The organism is Ruegeria sp. F5 (assembly GCF_056533845.1).
This window is the reverse complement of the sequence record NZ_JBQFOU010000004.1, coordinates 241480-262715: the sequence shown is the minus strand read 5'-3', so window position 1 is coordinate 262715 and position 21236 is coordinate 241480. Positions and strand designations below refer to the sequence as shown.

The 21236-nt window shown below is 58.6% G+C and carries 17 protein-coding genes; 8 read left to right on the top strand and 9 right to left on the bottom strand.

Annotation, left to right across the window (positions count from 1 at the left end; all coding sequences use genetic code 11):
- Positions 1–102 precede the first annotated feature (102 nt).
- The gene (locus ACR0K1_RS08400) at positions 103–1005 is read right to left on the bottom strand and encodes a LysR substrate-binding domain-containing protein (RefSeq protein WP_480849905.1); all 903 of its coding nucleotides are present in this window, start codon (positions 1003–1005) and stop codon (positions 103–105) included.
- 115 nt (positions 1006–1120) lie between these two features.
- On the opposite strand from ACR0K1_RS08400, the gene ACR0K1_RS08395 reads away from it, so the two are divergent.
- The 4 genes from ACR0K1_RS08395 (at position 1121) to ACR0K1_RS08380 (ending at position 8155) form a co-directional block, all read left to right on the top strand.
- Positions 1121–2662: a trimethylamine methyltransferase family protein gene (locus ACR0K1_RS08395; protein WP_480850085.1), complete on the top strand. Its 1542-nt coding sequence runs from the start codon at positions 1121–1123 to the stop codon at positions 2660–2662.
- 215 nt (positions 2663–2877) lie between these two features.
- A complete protein-coding gene (locus ACR0K1_RS08390; RefSeq protein WP_480849903.1) occupies positions 2878–3720 on the top strand; it encodes a TauD/TfdA dioxygenase family protein in 843 nt (280 codons plus the stop codon).
- A gap of 169 nt (positions 3721–3889) precedes the next feature.
- Complete coding sequence (locus tag ACR0K1_RS08385) at positions 3890–5035, top strand: efflux RND transporter periplasmic adaptor subunit (RefSeq protein ID WP_480849901.1); 1146 nt, start codon at positions 3890–3892, stop codon at positions 5033–5035.
- A complete protein-coding gene (locus ACR0K1_RS08380; RefSeq protein WP_480849899.1) occupies positions 5036–8155 on the top strand; it encodes an efflux RND transporter permease subunit in 3120 nt (1039 codons plus the stop codon).
- Positions 8156–8189: 34 nt separating this feature from the next.
- Here the strand turns inward: ACR0K1_RS08380 and ACR0K1_RS08375 are convergent, their stop codons facing one another.
- The 8 genes from ACR0K1_RS08375 to proX all read right to left on the bottom strand — a co-directional run bounded on the left by ACR0K1_RS08375 (position 8190) and on the right by proX (position 16378).
- Positions 8190–8432: a glycine zipper 2TM domain-containing protein gene (locus ACR0K1_RS08375; protein WP_480609606.1), complete on the bottom strand. Its 243-nt coding sequence runs from the start codon at positions 8430–8432 to the stop codon at positions 8190–8192.
- Between the two features lie 189 nt (positions 8433–8621).
- Positions 8622–9767 (bottom strand): ABC transporter permease, encoded by a 1146-nt coding sequence (locus ACR0K1_RS08370; protein WP_480849897.1) that lies wholly within the window; start codon positions 9765–9767, stop codon positions 8622–8624.
- A complete protein-coding gene (locus ACR0K1_RS08365; protein WP_480849895.1) occupies positions 9764–10690 on the bottom strand; it encodes an ABC transporter ATP-binding protein in 927 nt (308 codons plus the stop codon). The genes ACR0K1_RS08370 and ACR0K1_RS08365 overlap by 4 nt, the downstream gene beginning before the upstream one ends.
- Positions 10687–11640 carry an HlyD family secretion protein gene (locus tag ACR0K1_RS08360; RefSeq protein ID WP_480850083.1) on the bottom strand — a complete coding sequence of 318 codons (954 nt, stop codon included), beginning with the start codon at positions 11638–11640 and terminating at the stop codon, positions 10687–10689. The genes ACR0K1_RS08365 and ACR0K1_RS08360 overlap by 4 nt, the downstream gene beginning before the upstream one ends.
- A gap of 271 nt (positions 11641–11911) precedes the next feature.
- Positions 11912–13405 (bottom strand): choline-sulfatase, encoded by a 1494-nt coding sequence (gene betC / locus ACR0K1_RS08355; protein ID WP_480849893.1) that lies wholly within the window; start codon positions 13403–13405, stop codon positions 11912–11914.
- Between the two features lie 4 nt (positions 13406–13409).
- A complete protein-coding gene (locus ACR0K1_RS08350; RefSeq protein WP_480609619.1) occupies positions 13410–14327 on the bottom strand; it encodes an ABC transporter permease in 918 nt (305 codons plus the stop codon).
- 10 nt (positions 14328–14337) lie between these two features.
- Positions 14338–15357 (bottom strand): quaternary amine ABC transporter ATP-binding protein, encoded by a 1020-nt coding sequence (locus tag ACR0K1_RS08345; protein ID WP_480849891.1) that lies wholly within the window; start codon positions 15355–15357, stop codon positions 14338–14340.
- Between the two features lie 64 nt (positions 15358–15421).
- A complete protein-coding gene (gene proX, locus ACR0K1_RS08340) occupies positions 15422–16378 on the bottom strand; it encodes a glycine betaine/L-proline ABC transporter substrate-binding protein ProX (protein ID WP_480849889.1) in 957 nt (318 codons plus the stop codon).
- A gap of 118 nt (positions 16379–16496) precedes the next feature.
- Here proX and ACR0K1_RS08335 point away from each other — a divergent pair, with 118 nt between their 5' ends.
- The 4 genes from ACR0K1_RS08335 (at position 16497) to ACR0K1_RS08320 (ending at position 21220) form a co-directional block, all read left to right on the top strand.
- A complete protein-coding gene (locus ACR0K1_RS08335) occupies positions 16497–17399 on the top strand; it encodes a LysR substrate-binding domain-containing protein (RefSeq protein ID WP_480849887.1) in 903 nt (300 codons plus the stop codon).
- Between the two features lie 147 nt (positions 17400–17546).
- Positions 17547–18914, top strand: coding sequence for a dipeptidase (locus ACR0K1_RS08330; protein WP_480849885.1), 1368 nt, complete (start codon positions 17547–17549; stop codon positions 18912–18914).
- Positions 18915–19026: 112 nt separating this feature from the next.
- Positions 19027–19803, top strand: coding sequence for an SDR family NAD(P)-dependent oxidoreductase (locus ACR0K1_RS08325; RefSeq protein WP_480849883.1), 777 nt, complete (start codon positions 19027–19029; stop codon positions 19801–19803).
- Between the two features lie 307 nt (positions 19804–20110).
- A complete protein-coding gene (locus tag ACR0K1_RS08320; RefSeq protein WP_480850080.1) occupies positions 20111–21220 on the top strand; it encodes an ABC transporter ATP-binding protein in 1110 nt (369 codons plus the stop codon).
- The last annotated feature ends 16 nt before the right edge of the window (positions 21221–21236 follow it).

Here is a 21236-nt window from a genome sequence, read left to right as displayed (position 1 = left end):
CAAAACAACGGGTGAAGCCTCCGTTTCGAAGCAGTAAGCTCAGAATGTCATGTATCACAGGCGGTTTCGCCTGAGTATTTTGCCTAGCTGGCCACCCGTGTCTCAGGCGGGATCAGCCATCGCGTCTGAAATTGGTGCCTGGCTTTGTAGCCAGTCAATGAAAGCCCGGACACTTTCGGGGCTTCCGTTTCCCTTTGGACGCGCGATGAAATAGCCGTAGTCGTGAAGCGTATGGTGCGACAGCCTGAACAGGTATTCTTCCCGAAATTCCTGCGCGATCAGGTCGTCCATCAAAGCTATCCCCTGACCATCGATAACCGCCTGAACCCGAACGTTCGGGTCCGGAATGATAAGGGTGTCGCGGCGCGTCTGGTGCGGCAAATCCGCGATGTTCAGCCAGTCGGTCCAGGCGTTGCTGTCGTCATGATCGCGCAGCAGCGTGAGAGAGGAAATCGCCCGCTCCATGCCGAGTGTCTCGACCGTTTTCAGCGCGTCTGCATTACCGACAGGATAGGCCGGGAAGGGCAGGAACGGGGTGACTTCGACGTCGGTCCAATGGCCATTGCCCCAACGGATCGCAATATCCACCCCTTGAGTTTCAAGATCGAACAGACGGATCATCGGCTGCAGGCGCAGTTGGATGGCCGGGTGATTCTGCATGAACGACATCAGTCTGGGCGACAGCCAGCGTGCGGCGAAATAGGTCGAGACGCCGACGGTCAATGTGCGGGTCGAGGTACCCTTCTGGGCCAGAATCTCTGCCTCGATATCTTCGTAGTGGCTTTGGCAGGCAGCCAGTAGCTTTTGCCCTGCGGCTGTCAGCTCCACCCCGCGGGCTTTCCGCTGGAATAAAGAAAAGCCCATGTCCGCCTCCAGCGTTTTGACCTGATAGCTGACGGCCCCTTTGGTCATGTGCAGCGCCTCGGCCGCGTCAGAAAAACTGCGGTAGCGGGCGATTTCAATGAACAGGCGCAGTGTGTCGTGATGGCGGAACTCTATGGGCATGGGTCAAGCGTGCAATGTTTTTTGACAATATGGACAAATAAATTCGATTGTCGGGTATGTATATCAACAAATTAAATACTTCTGAAACCCTTCAGGAGTTTGACCGTTGGGAATTGTGAACACTCAGATGCATATCACCCAGCGCGGCAGGTCGCGCCGGGGCCGGCTGACCAGACGTAACACGCCGCCGGAAACACCCGTATATCATCGTCGCAAAACCCCGACTTACGAATTGCTGGATGAAACCGCCTTGGGCCGGATCGAATCTCAAGCGGACTGGATTTTGGACAATATCGGCATCGACTTCCGGGGCGACGATGTGGCGCTTGCCCTGTTTGCCGAGGCCGGAGCGCGGGTCGAGGGTTGCCGGGTTCGATTTGAACCCGGCCACGCCCGGCAGATTTGTGCAGATGCCCCCGCCGAATTCCTGCTGCATGGCCGCAATCCCGCCCGCACGGTTTCTTTAGGGGGTGACAATCTGGTGCTGATGCCGGGTTATGGCTCACCCTTTGTCAGTGATCTGGCGCGGGGGCGGCGCTATGCCACCATCGAGGATTTCCGGAACTTCGTGAAACTCGCGCATCTTTCATCCGCGCTGCACCATTCCGGCGGAACCGTGGTCGAACCGACAGATGTGCCGGTGAACAAGCGGCATCTCGATATGATGCTTGCGCATCTTAGCCTGTCGGACAAACCTTTCATGGGGGGCGTGACTTCCGAACAGGGCGCTTTGGACAGTCTGGAAATGGCCCGCTTGGCCTTTGGCGCGGCATTTCTGGACAAACATGCGGTAATGCAAGCCAATATCAACGTCAACTCGCCGCTGGTCTTTGACGAGGTGATGTCCCGGTCGCTGCGGGCCTATGCGACCGCCAACCAATGCGTCTGTGTCTCGCCCGCCATTTTTGCGGGGGCAATGGGGCCACTCTCGCCCGCTGCGGTCGCTGCGCAGACATTGGCCGAGGCGATGGCGGGCATTGCGCTCACCCAACTAGTGCGCCCCGGCTGCCCTGTCGTGTTTGGCAGTTTCCATTCCACGATGAACCTGCGGACAGGGGCGCTGACCTTTGGTTCGCCCGAGGCCAACCTTACGACCATGGCGCTGTCGCAGCTGGGCCGCAGGCTTGGTGTCCCGGTGCGCTCGGGCGGCGGGCAGGTCACCGCCTCCAATGCTGCGGATGGTCAGGCCATGCAGGACAGCACCGGCGCGATGTGGGCAACGCTCCTGTCCGGGGGGCATCAGGTCTGGCATGCGGCTGGCTGGCTCGAAGGTGGGCTGGTGATGTCTTATGAAAAGTTCATCATGGACCTCGATCATTGCGGTGCCATGCTGAAGATGTTGCAGGGGTTCGGGACCAGCGACGAGGATTTCGGGCGCGACGCGTATCACGAGGCCGGTCCGGGCGAGAACTTCCTGTCCACCGGCCACACGTTGCGCCACTACGCGACAGCAAATTTCGAACCGCAACTGCCCGAGGCCGGGCCTTTTGAGGCATGGGACGAAAAGGGCCGCCAAACCGCCGACCAGCGCGCAACCGCATGCTGGCAAAAGATGCTGGCAGAGTATGAGCCACCGGATATGCCGCACAGCACCCGCGCTGCATTGACTGACTTCGTGACGGAACGCAAAGCCGCGATGCCCGACGAATGGTATTGAATTAGGACGTTGCGGAGGACCGAAGAGCTGAGTCGCATCTCGGTACCACATACCCGGCAAGCTGTGTGTGGTTGATTTCGGCGATCACGCAAGCGTGCCGCTGGTTCCAATGCACATCCCGCGACAGGTCCAATGCACATCGAGCCCGGATAATTCTGTCTATCCGATCACCGGCATTCCGATAAACTGCCGGTGGGAGAGCGAGGAGCAGACCGTTGGAGATAAGACCACTTACAGGCGGCTTAGGAGCAGAGATCGTGGATGCCGACATCCGCGATGGTGCTCAGTTCGAGGATATTCACGCCGCTTTTGCCAAACATTCCGTGATCGTCATCCGCGACCAGCAGGTCAGCCCGGACGAGCATCTGGAATTTGCCCGTCGCTTCGGCCCTATCAACGTCAATCGCTTCTTCAAACCGGTCGAGGGCCATCCCGAGATCGCCATGGTTCTAAAGGAAAAGGACCAAAAGGAAGCGGTCGGCGAGGGCTGGCATACCGACCATTCCTACGATCAGGAACCCGCCATGGGCTCGATACTTCATGCGATCGAGATGCCGCCTTACGGCGGGGACACGCTGTTTGTTTCAATGGGCGCGGCCTATGACGCACTGTCCGAGCCGATGCGCCGGTTCCTGCATGGGCTGACAGCAATCCACTCCTCGCGGCATGTCTTTGGCGTGGCCGCGCAAGACAGCGAAGCTGCCAAAAGCGGGCGTCTCAGCAACGCGGATAACGCCATTCAGGACGCGCGCCACCCTGTGGTCATCACGCATCCTCTGAGCGGGCGTCGCGGATTGTTCGTGAACCCGGTGTTCACCACGCATATCGAGGGGCTTAGTACAGAGGAATCCGACGCAATCCTCAGCATGCTCTTTGAGCATTGCAAGCAACCTGAATTCCAGTGCCGCGTCCGATGGCAGGCCGGAGACATCACCATGTGGGACAACCGCGCGACATGGCACAAGGCCATCAACGACTATCACGGATTTCGGCGCTTGATGCATCGAATAACTGTGGAAGGCTCGGCAGTTTCCGGCCTGCAAGGCGATGTTGAGTAAACGGACATAAAGCTTCGCACTAAGCCCAAATCCCGACTCGTCCACTGCGTGCCCAACACCCGCAATTTGCAAAAGACATCGAAATCGCAGGCGCAAAAAATTGTTGTCGGTGATAATGCGGGCAAAATAGGCTATCAGTTAGTCAGGGTGTTGATTTAGGGAGGTTTACGTGCGCTTAGGGCTGCGAATATTGGGTGAAAGCCGGCGTACACGCCATGTTCTTCCCTTTTTCCTGCTGATCCTGATCGCGGGCTGCTTCGAGAAAGAGGCAGAGGAAACACAAACTGCCGCACCGAAGGTCGTCGTCGCCCAGGCAACGACAGAAGAGGTGCCGCTTTTTCTTGAACTGACCGGGCGCACTGAATCTCCCAACACGGTGTCCATCCGGTCGCGCGTCGATGGCCATGTTGAATCCCGGCCCTTCAAAGAAGGCACCGATATCGTCAAGGGCGATACCCTGTTTGTCATCGACAAACGCCCCTACGCCTCTGAGCTAAGGCGTCTGAAAGGCGAGCGGGACAAAAACCAGGCCGGGTTGGATTTCGCCAACCGAGAGCAGGCGCGCTATTCCGCGCTGGCGAGTGACGGAACGGTCGCGCAGGAGCAATTGGACAGGTCAACCACCGATGCAGCCCAGGCAAAAGGCGATCTCGACAGCAGTCAGGGCGCGGTGGACACGGCGCAGGTCAATCTTGATTACGCAACCGTGTCTGCCCCGATCAATGGGCGGATCGGACGGGTTTATCAGGATGTCGGCAATGTCGTTTCGGCAAATGACACCGTTCTGACCGAACTGGTCCAGATGGATCCGCTGTTTGTCTATATAAGCCCGAGCGAAACGCAGTTTCTGGAACTGGAAAAATACAGATCGGCAAACCCAAACCTGAAGGTTGAGGTGGCGCTGCTTGACGGCAGCGTCCACCCGCACGCCGGTGCGCTTGATTTCTCGGCACCGGGTCTTGATCCGACGACTGGCACGATCGCCGTGCGCGCCGTGTTTCCGAACCCGGATAAAACGCTGCGCCCCGGTCAATATGCCCGGGTGAACATCCAGCTTACCAAGCAGTCAGGTCAGATAACCGTACCCTCCGAATCTGTCGCTCAGGATCAGGCCGGTTTCTTTGTTTTTGTCGTGGGTACAGATAACAAGGCCGAAATGCGCCGGATTACCGTTGGCCGCAACTACCAAGGCCGCCGCATCGTCGAGACGGGGCTCAAGGACAAAGAAGTGGTGATTGTGCAGGGGCAACAACGTGTCCGGTCGGGCATGGCTGTTGATGTCAAAAAGCCACCCGCAGACAAGGCTGATGGCTGAATGCTGAGCCGGTTCTTCATCTTCAGACCCGTCTTTGCGTCGGTCATCGCGCTGGTGATTGTGATCGCCGGTTTGATTTCGATCCCGCTGCTTCCTGTCGGCGAATTCCCCGAGGTCGTGCCCCCGACTGTTGTCGTCAGCGCCACCTACACAGGCGGCAGCGCCGAGGTCGTTGAAGAAGCGGTGACCATACCCCTGGAAGAGCAGATCAACGGAGTCGAGGGCATGGTCTACATGGCCTCGACCAGTTCCAACGATGGCACCTCGAACATTACGGTTACGTTCGAGGAAGGGTATGACCTAAGTATCGCAGCCGTGGACACGCAAAACCGGGTATCTACGGCGATGGCGCAACTCCCGGATGAGGTCGTGGCGTCTGGCGTGACCGTCACGAAGGAGTCGGTTGACCTGATCATGGGGGTCAACCTTATCTCGCCAAACGGCCAGTTCGACGAGTTGTTCATCTCAAACTACGCGGACATTCACATCACGGATCGCCTGAAACGTATCCCGGGTGTTGGCACGGTGATGGTTTGGGGTGAACGGGTTTATGCCATGCGGATCTGGCTTGATCCGGAAAAGATGGCAAGCCTTGGCCTGACCACGTCCGACGTTTACGACGCCATTACAGAACAAAACCAGCAAGTTGCGGCTGGTGCATTGGGCGCGCCACCCATCGGTAACAACCAAAAGTTCCAACTGACACTAACCGCTCAGGGGCGACTGCAAAGCAAGGAAGAATTCGAAAACATCGTTCTGGGCATCGGCGAGGACAGCGCCGTTATCAGGCTCAGGGACGTGGCGCATGTGGAGTTGGGCGCAGAAGACTATTCCTTCAGTTCAACGCTCGATAGCAGTCCGACGGTGGGTCTTGGCATCATGCAGCTACCCGGTGCCAACGCCCTGCAACTGGCATCGCAGGTCCGCGAAACCATGGCGGAACTGTCTCAGGACTTTCCCGAGGGCCTTGAATACACGGTGATCTACGACACGACCAACTTCGACCGCGAAGCCATTCGGGATGTTCTTTTGACACTTGGGCAGGCCATCCTGCTTGTCGTTTTTGTCATCGTCATCTTCCTGCCGAACCTGCGGGCGGCGCTTATTCCAGTGATCACAATTCCCGTCTGTCTGATCGGCACCTTCGCCCTGATGCTGGCGCTGGGCTTTTCCATCAATCTGCTGACTTTGTTTGGCCTCGTGCTGGCGGTTGGTCTGGTTGTTGATGACGCCATTGTCGTAGTCGAGAACGTGTCGCGGCACATCGAAAACGGCGAAAAGGATGCAAAGGTGGCAGCCCGCCGTGCAATGGACGAAGTCACCAGCCCGATTGTGGCCACCTCATTGGTTTTGATGGCGGTTTTCATTCCTGTTGCCCTGATGCCGGGGCTGACAGGAAAGTTGTACCAGCAATTCGCCCTGACAATTGCATCCGCCGTTGCTATTTCAGCGATCAACGCCCTGACACTCAGCCCCGCCTTGTGTGGTTTGCTTTTGGGCGGAGCACGGCCAAAAGCCAAGATAATCCAGAAATTCGATGTCGGCTTCGCCTGGTTCACGCGGCGGTACGAGGCTGTAGTTGGCTGGTTCATCCGTGTCTGGCAACCCGTGGCGCTGGGCTTTGCGGCCTTGTTGGCGGGCACGGTCTACATGTTCACCGTCGTGCCTGCAGGTTTTATCCCGAACGAAGATCAGGGCTACTTCATCATCAGTCTGGAAACGCCGGAAGGCACGGCGCTGGGCCAGACCCAGAAGGTTGTCGATGAGGCCTACGAAATTCTGCATGATCTGCCCGGTATCAAAGGCGTTATTACCTTCACCGGCTTCAGCGTTCTGACCAATACATCCGCCCCAAATCAGGGCAACCTGTTCGCCATTCTCGAACCCTGGGATCAAAGAAAGGGTGCGGGTGAGAGCGTCACTCAGATCATGGCCAAAGCGCAGGCGCAGTTCGACGAAATTCCGGGCGGCGTTCTTGCCACCTTCAACCCGCCCCCGATCTTTGGCCTTTCGCCCACCGGAGGGTTCCAATTCGAACTGCAGGACACCACCGGCGGCTCACTTCAGGATCTCGAGCAGGTGACCCGGGACATGGTCGCAGCCGGAAATGCCCGACCCGAGCTGTCTGGCCTCTACAGCCCGTTTTCCGCGAGCACCCCGCAGTTGCATATCGAGCTTGACCGAACCAAGGCCCTGACCGAGGGTATTTCGATTGGTGGCGTTTTCGATGCGTTGCAGACGTTTTTGGGCGGCGTTTACGTCAACGATTTCAACGTCTACGGCAGGGTTTATAAAGTCTACCTGCAAGCTGATGTAGATGCCCGGCAAGCCGAGGAAGATATCGGTCGGCTTTATGTCCGCAATGACGAAGGCAGTATGGTGCCGCTCAGCGCTGTGGTGACGGTTACGCCCCAGATCGGGGCGCGCACCATCAATCACTACAACCTCTTCCGCTCGACCAGCATCAACGGTGCGGCAGGACAGGGGCACAGTTCCAGTCAGGCGATTGCAGCCATGGACAGCCTGTCAAAGCAGACACTGCCCCGAGGCTACACCTATGAGTGGACCGGCAATGCCTATCAGGAGATCAAGGCCGGGAACGTCGCCCCGATCCTTTTCGCGCTGGCTGTCATCTTCGCCTTCCTGTTTCTGGCCGCCCAGTATGAAAGCTTCGTTATGCCGCTGATGGTATTGCTGGCGGTTCCACTTGCGATATTCGGGGCTTTGGTTGCGCAATGGATGCGCGGCTACGACAACAACATCTATTGCCAGATCGGGCTGGTCATGCTGATCGGTCTTGCAAGCAAGGGCGCCATCCTGATCGTCGAATTTGCCCGACGCCGGCGTCAGGAGGGTCTTACGATCGAGGAATCAGCAATGGAAGCCGCGCGTATCCGAATAAGGCCGCTGTTGATGACCGCGTTCGCATTCATTCTGGGCGTCATCCCGCTGGTGATTGCCAGCGGTGCCGGATCTGCGGCGCGCAGATCGCTTGGAACCGCTGTCTTTGGCGGGATGATTGTCGCTACCGTCCTGAGCCTTGTGCTTGTGCCGGTTTTGTACGTGGTCATTGAACGGCTGCGAGAGCGTTTGACGAAAAGGCGCGCGAGCGCGGGCTGAGGCCGGCCATTTCGGCCAGCCCCTTCCTTGATCGTCAGCCGCAAGCCGACTGGCCTGCGTACATTCCAAGCCCTGCGCCTGCCGCTGTTGCCAGAGTCTGACCCGTTCCGCCGCCGAAGCGGTTGCCAACGACACCGCCCAAAGCGGCACCGCCCAGAATACCGGCGGCACAGCGCGCATCGTGCTGGGCTTGAGCCTGCGTTGCAGTTGTCGGTGCGCCACATGCCGCCAGAAGCAATGAACCACCAAGCAGGCAAGCTACTGTAATCTTCTTCATTTCGGTTTCCTTCCGTTTAAACGTACGTCACTGCCTCTTGTTTCCAGACATGTAGGATCGACCGATCCGCTCTCCAACCCGTTGAAGGTCAAAGGGAACGGAAATCCGCGCATTAGCGGGTCAATGCATCGGATGCGCGCCAGCGCTTTGAACGGTTGGCTGAATGCGGGGCAGGGTGGCGAACGGCCTCTATCCCAGCCGCTTTTTGAACCGCAGCGTTGCGGCGACCAATCCGAAAGCCGCAAAGCCGATCATCCAGAGTATTTCCCAGCGCAATTCGTAGAGTGAGGCATCGCGCAGGACCACGCCGCGGATCATGTCCATGAAATGCGTGGCAGGCAGAACCTGAGCGATGATCTGAACGGTTTTTGGCATGCCGTCGAATGGGAACATGAACCCCGACATCAGGATCGAGGGAAGAAGGATGAAGATGGTCATCTGCATCGACTGCAACTGGTTCTGCGCAAGTGTCGAAATCACCAGCCCAAGCGACAGGCTGGCGATGATGAACAGCAACGTCACCACAAGCAGCACGCCCAACCCGCCGTTGATCGGCAAATCGAACAACACGTGCCCGAGGCCGAGGATGATCGCGACCTGTATCAGACCCAGAAAGATGTAGGGGATGATCTTGCCCACCATCAGCTCAATCGACCTGATCGGAGTGTTGATCAGCATCTCCATATTGCCCCGCTCGCGTTCGCGCACGATGGCGGCCGAGGTGAACAGGATCATCGTCATGGTCAGGATGACGCCCACAAGGCCCGGCACGATATTGACCGCCGATCGCTGCTCGGGGTTGAAATAGAGCGTTACCTCGAACGTGGGCACCTGCCGGTTCGGTGGCTGTTTCAGCAACTCCGTCAGGGGCATCGTCCGCAAGGACTTGATCGCGCTGGCCACCATCGTGTCCGAACCATCGACGATCCAATGGGCAACAGGCCGGCTGCTGGTCTGATCTGTTGCGTTGGGCAGGCCCAGCCCGACAGAAGGACTGCGCGCAAGGCGCTGGCTTACATCTGGCGGGATGATCATCGCGGCGCGTACGCGGGATTCGGTGATCGCCTGCTCGGCCTCCAGCGGGGTGGAGAGTTCCTCGGTGATCGTCACAACCTGCGTGGCCTGAACGATCTGGGCCAGCGTGCGGGACAGTTCCGTTCCGGACTGATCCACAAGCGCGACGGGCACGTGGCGCAGGTTGGTGTTGATCGCATAGCCAAACAGCAGCAATTGGATCAGCGGGATCATGATGACCATTGCAAAGGTAATCCTGTCCCGCCGCAGTTGCAGCAGCTCTTTCTTCAAGACAGCGGCGATGCGGCGCGGAGAGATCATTGTTCCGGCCCCCGCGTTGCGCTGACAAATACGTCTTCAAGGTTTGGTCGCTGCGGCGTCAGGGACAGGTCGGGAAACGCGCCCAGCAAGCCCCGCAACATTTCCGCCGGGCGGGGTTCGGATTTATCCACCAGCACGCGAAGGCGCGACCCGACCTGGGCGGTCGAGAGTATCCGTGGCTTGCCGTCCAGCTCGTGTTTGACCTTCCTCAGGTCCGGGCCTTCGACCTCCACCACATCTGCTTGCAGATTGTCCATTAGTTCCCGCGGCGATCCGTCTGCCTTTTTGACGCCATGCTGCAGGATGGCCAGCCGGTGGCAGCGCTCAGCCTCGTCCATGAAATGGGTCGAAACAATCATCGTCGCGCCCCGATCGACCAGATCGAACAATTGTTCCCAGAACGTGCGGCGGGTTTCGGGATCAACGGCCGAGGTCGGCTCGTCCAGAAACAGCAATTTCGGGCGGTGCATGACCGTCGCGGCCAGCGCCAGCTTTTGCCGCTGGCCGCCGCTCATACTGCCGCTAAGCTGGTTGATATTCGAGGTCAGGTCATAGGTATGAAGCAACTCGTCGATGCGATCTTTGATCGATTTCGCAGGAATTCCATAGATTTCCGCCGCAAACCTAAGGTTTTCCAACACGGTCAGATCCCGGTAGTACGAGAAGATCTGCGTCATATACCCGATCTCGTTCTTCAATGGCTCTGCCGCCTCGGGCATCGACTGGCCCAGAACCGAAATCTTTCCGCTGCTGGGGGTCAGCAGCCCCGTCAGCATGCGCATGGTCGTGGTCTTGCCGCAGCCATTGGGGCCGAGAAATCCGTAGATCTGGCCGGTTCGGATCTCGAGATCCAAATTGTTGACTGCAGTGTTCTCCCCGAATTTCCGGGTCAAACCCTGTGTCGAGACGACGACGTCATTCATGGCATGGGGACCTGCACCGGCACCCCTGCAGGCAGGTCCGGAGCGGCGCCGGGCAAATCGATCTCGGCCAGATAGACAAGCCGTGTCCGGTCGTCCTGGTTCAACCCGTAATAGGGCGTGAAGGACGCGTCGTCGCTGATCCATCGGACGACGCCGTCCAACGGGTCGTCCAGCCCGTCGATACGCACCTTTAGCGCGTCGCCGGGTTTCAAATTGACGCGGTGCGGTTCGGGGACATAGACGCGCGCATAAGGTGTCTGGCCGGTGACCATCACGGCAACGGGGCTGCCGGAGGTCACACGCTCTCCAAGGTTCCACGGCAACGAGTCCAGCACGCCATCGCGGGTCGCCACTACCGTCAGATCGTCCAGAACGGTCTGTTCGGCGTTGACCGATGCTTCTGCGGCACGCACGTTGGCCTCGGCAACCGCCAGATCTTCGGGGCGGGTGCCGTTTTGCAGTTCCCTCAGGGATTCCTGAGCGCTGGCCAATTCCGCCCGCGCGGAATCGCGCAAGGCCAGGTCATTCGCAACCTGCGCCTCGGTCACGACCGAGTTCTCGACCAGTCTGGCGTTTCGGTCATAAATAGCCTCGGCATCGGCCAGCCGCGCGACAGCGCCTGCGACTTTGGCCTCGGCAATCGCAATCTCTTCCTCTCGCGGTCCGACCTGTAGCTTCAGAAGGGTGGCCTGCGCCTTTTCAAGCTCGGCCTGCGCCAGACTTAGCTTTGCGGTCTGCAAGGTGGGATCAAGTTGGACAAGCGTATCGCCTGCCTTGACGACAGTCCCTTCGGCCACAGGCAAATCCACAACGATTTCATTGGCCGTCGCCGTCAAGGCCACACGATCCCGCGCCAGTACACCCAGCGCCACGCTGGTATCGGAACCGGAACAACTGTCCAGAAAGGCAGGCAGCGCCGCCGCCAGGATCAATGGGATGGGGATCGACATGTTCAGCACGGCTAACCTCCGGTAACGAGGACCTGAACCTGCGGGTTCAGGTGTCAGACCATACAATCAGGAAACCTGATTTGTGTATACCGTCTGATTAACCGCGCATCCTGATTAACCCCGCATCTGGCCGAGCTTCCATGCCATTGGGAAAGGGATAGCCTCGGACCGATTCAAACGGCAGGGCTTACCGATGGATGAATCCTGGTGGGCGATATCCAAAGCGGCGAAACCGCCAAAAAAGCGCAGACATCACTCGTTATGACTTGGGTCAGATGTAGTCAAAGGCCCACTCGTTATATCCCTGTTCGCCGCGATACCAGATGACCCGGTCCGTGCCGCTTTCCCCATGGTTCCAGCGCTGTTTTTCGCCCTGCATCATTGCCGATCTCACTAGGGCGCGCCGCTTTTGGCTAAGCAGGATGTCGCGGGTAAGCTCAGCCTCGTTCCATTTTTGCGAAACCTCTTTGCGGAAGCTTGCGACGGTGTCCTGATGGGTCTGCTCGTGGATCAGATTGATGCGCTCGTCCGGGTCGTTCGACAGGTCAAACAGCAGGTCTCCATCATGCGAGGAAGAGATGAATTTGAACGCCCCGCGCCGGATCATGAAGATCGGCACCGGTGTCGCCTCGGCCAGATATTCTGCATAGACGGCCCGACGTGGTTCCGGGTCGTCCTGATTGGTCACACTGGCAAGATCCACGCCTTCAAGGGGTTCGACTTCGCATTCCACGCCTGCGATGGCGTTGAACGTGGGCAGAAGGTCAACAAGTGAGGTCAGTTCCCGAACCCGTTGGGGCTCTATCCATGGCGCTGACATTATCAGCGGAATCCGCAGGGATTTTTCAAAGAAGTGTTTCTTGAACCACATACCGCGTTCGCCCAGCATTTCGCCGTGATCCGAGGTGAAAACCACCACAGTGTTTCTATCGGCGCCGGTGGCCCCAAGCGCATCCAAAACCCGGGCCACAAGGCTGTCGATGTAACTGATCGACCCGTAATAGGCGCGGATTGCGCGACGGATATCTTCATCGCTGAACTGAATGCCCAGCATTCCGAAATCGCGCAGAAGACGGGCAGAGTGCGGGTCATGTTCCTGCTCGGGCAGGGCGCCGACGCGCGGCATCGGGATATCCGTGCCTTCGTACAGGTCCCAGAATTCCTTTCGGCACAGGTAAGGTTCGTGCGGATGGGTATAGGAGACCTGTAAAAAGAAGGGCCGGTCATCGTCCGAGCGCGCCATATCATAAATATGCTGGACGGCCCTGAAGGTGACCTCTTCATCATAGTCGATCTGAACCGAACGCTCGCATATCCCGGCAATCCGAACGGCGCGCGGGTCGTTGGTGTCGCGTTTGCCCTCGTTGCCCCAACTGGGCACCCAGGCGAAATCTGCCGGGTAGAGGTCGGCGGTCAGGCGCTTTTCAAAGCCATGAAACTGGTCCGGCCCGATGAAGTGCATCTTGCCGGACAGCGCAGTCTGATAGCCCGCCGCGCGCAGGTAATGCGCATAGGTGGGTATTTCGGCAGAAAACTCGGCTGCGTTGTCATAGGCCCCGACAGCCGAACAAAGCTGGCCCGTCGCCATGGAAAATCGCGAGGGCGCACACAGCGGGAAGTTGCAATAGGCGTTCTCGAAGACCACACCGTTGTTTGCCAGCGCATCCAGCGTGGGTGCGTGGCAGATCGTATCGCCATAGGATCGCAGCGCCGATGCGGTCAGCTGGTCCACCTGCAGAAACAAAATGTTAGGCCGGTCAGACATCGGTCTAGGCCTTCCCGATCAGGGCACGCACAGCGCCCACCGGGCCGGTTTCGTACCATTTCTTGTGGTTGCGTTCGCGGGCCGAGATGCCGAAGCTTTGCGAGGTACGGTCGATGACGATGGCCAGAAAGACAATTCCCAGCCCGCCGACCGTGGCAAGGCCCATGTCCAGACGCCCGATACCCCGCAGCACCATCTGCCCCAGTCCGGTGACCGAGATCATCGAGGACACAACAACCATGGACAGGGCCATCATGATGGTCTGGTTCACACCGGCCATGATCGTGGGCATCGCCAACGGCAATTCGATTTTGTACAGCGTTTGACGGTTTGACGCCCCAAAGGCGCGGGCCGCTTCGACCATGTCCGGACGCACCTGCCGGATACCCAGATTGGTCAGGCGGACAACCGGCGGCAGCGCGTAGATAAAGGTCACGATCACGCCCGAGACGTTGCCGATTGAAAACAGCATGACGATCGGGACCAGATAGACAAAGGACGGAATGGTCTGCATCAGGTCCAGAATGGGCTGCAACACGGTCCAGAACCGGTTGTTCTTGGCCGCAATCACGCCCAATGGAATACCGATGAGCGAGCAGAAGACGACGCATGTCAGCACGATGGACAGGGTCGTCATGCTTTCTTCCCACGCGCCCATCAGACCAATGCCCAACATGCACGCCGTCGAAACCAGCCCCAGTTTTCGGCCACCTGCCTGCCACGCGATCAGAATGATCAGTGCAAAGATCAACAGGTCCGGGGCCTGTGTCAGAGCATCCTCCAGACTGGTCAGAACGATTTCGAACGGGACTTTGATGGCCTGAAAGATAAAGCGGAAATTGGTCACCACCCATTGCAAGGCGTTCTCGACCCAGGTGCCGACCGGCACCCATTCAGTATCGAAGATATTCCAGAGATCCATGGTGCCTCCCTTAACCGCGCAGCGCCGTCAGTGCGGCTTTGATGGTGATTTGACCCACAGCGGGGCCGTCCGGGCTGACAACGGTCACCGGCAATTGGTCGTCCATGAAATGTTCGATGATTTCGCCAAGCTCGGCATCGGTACGAACCTGTTTCGCGGTTGCCTCGCGACCGTCCAGCTTGTCCATGATGGTTTCGGCGCGCACCAGACCGACGCGGCTGATGCCTTTGACGAATTCGGCGACATAGTCGTCGCGCGGATTGGTCACGATCTCTTCCGGCGTGCCGATCTGCACGATCTCACCGTCGTTCATAATGGCGATGTGATCGCCCATTCGGATGGCCTCATCCAGATCATGCGTGATGAACAGGGTGGTTTTGTCCAAATGGGCGGACAGGTTCAGGAACTGGTCCTGCAACTGGCGGCGTATCAGGGGGTCGAGGGCTGAAAACGGCTCGTCCATCAACAGGATTTCGGGGTCGGCGGCCAGCGCACGGGCAAGGCCCACACGCTGCTGCATTCCGCCCGAAAGCTGATCCGGGTAGTGATCGATCCATCCGCCAAGGTCCATAGCCTCAAGCGCTTTGATCGCTGCGTCGCGACGCTGTTGTGCCGTGATACCACGTACCTCGAGGCCAAAGCCCACATTGTCGCCCAACGTCCGATGCGGCCAGAGCGCCATGTGCTGAAACACCATCCCGATGGTTTCGGCCCGCAATTGCCGCAACTGAGATTCGTCCATCGTATCAACGCGCTGCCCGGCGACGTGGATTTCACCCGAGGTCGGTTCGATCAGACGGTTCACGTGCCTGACAAGGGTCGACTTACCTGAACCTGACAGGCCCATGATGCAGAAAATCTCGCCCTTTTGGACGGTGAAGCTGGCATCCCTTACACCCAGAACGCAATCAAAGCGGTCGCGCACCTCTTCCTTGCTCAGCCCTTCGGTCAGAACGGCCTGCATCGCTTCGTCTGCGCGTCGGCCATAAATCTTCCACAGATCGCGGCATTCGATTTGCGCGTCACTCATGGACAGTCCTTTCCGGAAAAGAGAGGGCGCGACACGGGCCGCGCCCACCAGTGACGAGGAGGTATCAATTGGCCTGAGCGGCTTCGGCAACCCAGCTGTCGAACGTGTCCTGATTGGCGGCAACCCAGTCTGCGGCGTGGCGACGGAAATCTTCCAGCGTGTTTTCCCCGTCGCGCAGCTTGACCTGAGCCGCGTTGACAGCCGCGATCGGGATGTCGACCAGCTCAAAGAACCTGGCCGCCGCCGGGTTGTCTTCGAGGAAATCGTTGTTGGCGACGATATAGACGTCGTTCACCGCAAACCCTGCGTCGAAATCGCCGTCGGTCGGTACGCCGATTTGAACGACATCCGTTCCGGGGACCAACACGTCGCTGATCCAGTTCGGAGTCCATGTGTAATACAGGATCGAACCGCCCTCGTTGTAGCGCGTGATCGTGTCTGCCATGATCGCGAAGTAGCTGCCCTGATCATGCTGGACCACATCGCGCAGGTCGTAGTCGTCCAGATGCGTTTCGATGGCCAGTTCGCATCCCCAGCCCGGATTGCAGCCCGAAAGGTTTGCCCGCCCGTCGCCGTCGCTGTCGAAGACGGCTGCCAGTGCCGTATCCGACAACTGACCGATATCCGTAATGCCGTGCTCTTCGGCGGTTTTCTTGTCGATGAAATAGCCCTGACCCGCGCCTTTGATGGCGGGGTTAACGCGGGTCATCACGCTTTCCCCGCCCGACTTGTCGAAGAATTCGTTATGCAGCGGCTTCCAATGGTTGAACGTATAATCCGCGTCCCCGGAAGAGACCGCCAGATGGACGGCAGGGAAATCTGCTTCCAGCGTCTCTTCGACCTCGTAGCCCAGTTGTTCCAGCCCCAACTGCACCACCATGTGCTGAAACCACGCATTGGCAGGCGAGCCCTTGATTGGCGATACCGATACGCCTGTTCCGGGTTGATCCGCTGCCAGTGACGGCAGAGCCAGTGTAGCGCCAAGCGCGGTGGCCAGGGTGAGTTTGGTGAATGTCGTCATGCTGTCCTCCCACATGCGCGGAAAACCGGGGCAGGCCGCGCCGTTGCGCATAATGTTTGGTGAGAATGCCGGGCTTGTGAAGTTCCAAAATGCGTCGCCTTCTGTTAACCATAGCGTTATGGCAAATCTCCGAAACACGCTTACAAAGATACCGCATCTGATCACTTTTGAAGCGGCCAGCCGACACTCAAACTTTACAAGAGCGGCCGAGGAACTTGGCGTCAGCCGGGTATCGGTAAGCCGCCAGATCGCCGATCTGGAAGCCGCTCTGGGGGCCAAGCTGTTCTATCGGGAACACCGAAAAGTCACGTTGACGCAAACCGGTAAGGCACTGGAGTCCGAGGTCTCGCCGGCCTTGCACCAAATCGCATCGGCGCTGAGCAGCGTACAGGCTCGTTCAGGTGGGCGGCGACTGACGGTTACGACTACGTCGGCCTTTGCCACCTATTGGCTGATGCCGCGCGTGGTTGAGTTCAGCAATATCCACCCCGAGATCGAACTGAATTTGATGGTTTCCGACCGCAAGCTTGATCTTGAGGCCGAGGGCGTGGATGTGGCGATCCGATATTCAAAAACGCTGCCCGGCGGGAAGTCGGTAACGCCACTGCTGCAGGAACGTGTTTTCCCGGTTGTCAGCCCGAAGTACCACGCGCGTACCGCATTGCGCGAACCTCAGGACCTGATTCAGGAAAACCTTCTGCACCTGTCCGGCATTTACCGTCCGGGCGCGCGCTGGCCGAACTGGTTCCGCCAGAACGCGATCACCCCGCCGCAAGAATCGTCGGGGGTGGTTCTGAACACCTATATCAACATGCTTCAGGCGGCGATTGCCGGGCATGGCATAGCATTGGCCGGAAACCCGCTGGTTGATCCTTATCTTGAGGATGGATCGCTCAGGAAACTTGACGGGTTTCTCGAGATCGAACGCGATTGGTTTTACCTGATCAACACGACCGAAAACCGCGCCGATGCCGAAGCCTTTTGCGATTGGTTGATCGAACAGGCGCTGGGCATGGTTTGAAACGGTTTGCCCTCTGACGCCCATCTTCGGGCGTTTTGGGCTGAACGGCCTTTCGCGGACTGACAATAAGCGAAGATTATCTTCTGCGGACTTGCAGGCCCAATTCAGTTTCGCCAGTTTGAACGGGACCACAGGGGAGGGCAGGCCATGGGTTGGGAAGAGTATCTGGACACACATCAACCGCGTTTCGTGGAAGAGCTGTGCGATTTCATACGAATTCCTTCTGTTTCAGCCAAACCCGAAAACGCTGGCGATGTTCGGAACGCCGGGCAGTGGGTGGTTGACCGGCTCATTTCGGCCGGAATGGAAAATGTGCAGATGATGGACACCGCAGGCCATCCGGTCGTTTGCGCCGACTGGCTTCATGCCGGGTCGGGTGCGCCGACGATCCTGATCTACGGTCATTTCGATGTGCAGCCGGCGGAACCGTTTGAACTCTGGTCGTCTCCCCCGTTTGAACCAACCATCCGCGGGGATCGGATTTACGGGCGCGGGGCGACCGACGACAAGGGGGCGATGCTGATACCGATCCTCGCCGCCGAGGCGCTGCTGGCAGAGACCGGCAAACTGCCGGTAAACGTGCGGTTTTTCTTTGAAGGGCAGGAAGAGATCGGCTCGCCCGATCTGCCGCCGTTTATCGAAGCCAATCTCGACCGCCTTCAGGCGGATATGATTTTTTCGGCGGATGGCAGCCAGTGGGATACAGAGACCCCGCAGCTGGTTCTGGGCCTGAAAGGTCTCACCTCGCTTGAAATTTCGGTGCAGGGCGCGGCATCCGATTTGCACTCGGGCCTGCATGGGGGAGGGGTCGCAAACCCGGCAATGGCCCTTGCCCAACTGCTGGCCAGCATGAAGTCACCCGATGGGCGGATCACGGTTGCCGGTTTCTACGACGATGTTATAGACCTGACCGATGAAGATCGCGCGGCGATCGCGAAGGTGCCGTGGGATGAAGCGACTTATCTTGCGCAAACCGGTGCCCCCTCGACACTTGGTGAGCCGGGATACACGACACGTGAAAACCTGTGGGCGCGCCCGACACTTGAGGTCAACGGTCTGACCAGCGGCTGGCAGGGTCAGGGCACAAAGACCGTGCTGCCTGCGGTCGCCTCGGCCAAGATCACCTGCAGGCTGGTGGCAGATCAGAACCCCGAGAAGATCTTTGACCTGATTGCCGCGCATGTCGGGGCGCATTGCCCGCCCGGCGTAACCGCCGAGGTGTCGCGGAACCCCGGTCGCGCGGATCCGTTTCTTGTCCCCGCCGGGCACAACGCGACCGCCATTGCGGGTCAGGTTCTGGAAGAGGTTTATGGAAAACCCGCCTACAAGACGCGGGTTGGCGGGTCGATCCCGGTGATGTCAACGCTTCTGGATGAGCTGGGTCTGCACGCCGTGATGTTTGCGTTCGGTCATGAAGATGAAAACCAACATGCCCCGGATGAGTTCTTTCGCGTGCCCACCTTCCGGCGGGGCCAGACGGCATATGCACGGCTTATGGAACGATTGGGAGAGTGAGCGCAGGCCGGGTTCTATCCAGCCGGGGACAGTCATTGTCACGTGGAAAAATGTAAGTTGAAGCGGCGCGCTATCCCTGCGACCTTCATTGCAATAGCTGAGGAGACCACGCATGCCCAACACAGCCCTGATCACCGGCGCGTCCTCTGGCATCGGCCGGGAATTTGCACGCCTGCATGCCCGCAATGGGGGCGATGTCATCATCACGGCGCGCCGCAAGGACGAGTTGGAAGCGCTCAAGACCGAGCTTGAGGCCGAGCACAAGGTGACGGTCACGGCGATTCCGCTGGATCTTGGTGCCAAAGGGGGTGCGCAGACTCTCTATGAGGCAGTGGCCAAAACCGGTGTTCAGGTCGATATCCTGATCAACAATGCAGGCTTCGGCGGCCACGGCAAGTTCGTCGAGCGCGAGTTGCAGGCCGATCAGGCGATGATCGATCTTAATGTCGATGCGCTGGTCGCGCTCTGCCATATGTTCGGCAAGGACATGGTGGCACGGGGCGGCGGCAGGATCCTCAACGTCTCGTCCACGGCGGCGCATATGCCGGGGCCATTACAGGCCACGTATTTTGCCACAAAGGCCTTTGTGTCCAGCTTCAGTCAGGCGCTGGCCGAGGAAATGAAGAACGACCGGGTAACGGTGACGGCGCTGGAGCCGGGCTATGTCAAAACGGGCTTTGCCGATGCCGCCGATCTGGGGGGCACCGGTCTGGTCAAACAAAAGGGAATGACGGCGGTCGAGACCGCCAGGATCGGCTATGACGCCATGCTTGCGGGCAAGTTGACGGTGATAAACGAGGGCCGGTTGGGTTTCGTTTTGAACTGGGTTTTGCCGTTTCTTCCCCAGAAGACCAAGCTGTCTATGGTGCGGAAGATGCAAGAGAAGTAGGTGCCGGACGCGCGCTTGATCCTGACCGGGAAACGCAGGGCTTTGCGCTGGCGGCAAGCGGCGGGGTCGACAGGCCTGCACGCCACATCACTTGGTCGCCAGAAAGCGGGACCCTGTCCAAAACACGCTTTGCTAGCTACGGCAGAAGGGGGCGCAAAAACCGCCTTGGAAATACGGTCGCTAGGCAGAAAAACCGCAAAATACCAACTCTGATTAATCAGTTGCAGTAAATGAGAATCCGCGTTTAACTCCTTAGTATTGCGAGAAACCGCGACGAATATGAACGGTCAACACGGTGGCGAAAATCATGGGCACCCAGAAGCTGCAGGTCGGGAACGCAAGGCCTTTTCTGGTATTTGATGACGTCAAGAAAACCTACGATCAGAAAAATCTGGTCGTAAAGGGCTTTGACATGCAGGTCGAAGAAGGTGAGTTCATTACCCTTCTTGGTCCGTCCGGGTCCGGCAAGACCACCGTTCTGATGATGCTGGCCGGGTTCGAAAGCGTCACCTCGGGCGACATTGCGATCAGGGGGCAATCGATCAACCGCATCGCGCCCTACCGCCGAAACATCGGGATGGTCTTTCAGAACTACGCGCTGTTTCCGCATATGACTGTCGCGGAAAATCTGGCCTATCCGCTTTCGGTTCGGAAAATGTCCAAATCCGAGATCGAGGCCAAAGTGGTCGCCTCTCTCAAGCTTGTTGAACTGGATGGATTTGGGGGGCGTTATCCCGGCCAGCTTTCCGGCGGGCAAAGACAACGGGTTGCACTGGCGCGGTCGATGATATTCGAGCCGACGCTGATCCTGATGGATGAACCTCTGGGGGCGCTGGACAAGAAGCTGCGCGAACAGATGCAGTATGAGATTACGCGCCTGCACGAACAGCTTGGCGTCACCGTCATCTACGTGACCCACGATCAGGCCGAGGCACTTTCGATGTCCAGCCGGATCGCCGTTTTCAACGACGGTGTCGTGCAGCAATGCGCGCCGCCTGCCGAACTTTATGAACGTCCTTCGAATGCTTTCGTGGCCGAATTCATCGGTGAGAACAACTTTATCGAAGGGCAGGTGCAGTCGATCTCGGGCGATGAAGCCAGGATCGTGACGCCGGGCGGCGAAACCGTGGTGGCCGTGGCGGGGGAGGGGCTGGCCGAGAAGGCGCCGTGCCGCGTGTCGGTGCGGCCCGAAAAGCTGTTCATTTATCCCACGACCCATGATCACGACAACGAACTGACCGCGAAATTTATCACCCGCATCTATGTGGGCGATTTCATCCGGTATTATTTCAAACTGGCGAACGGGTCCGAGATCGTCGTCAAAGTTCTCAACGACCTGTCGGCCCCAGAGTTTTCGGATGGACAGGATGGTCGCCTGATGTGGCTGACTTCGGATTGCATTGCGTTCCCGGCATAAGGGCGCGCGAGGCATG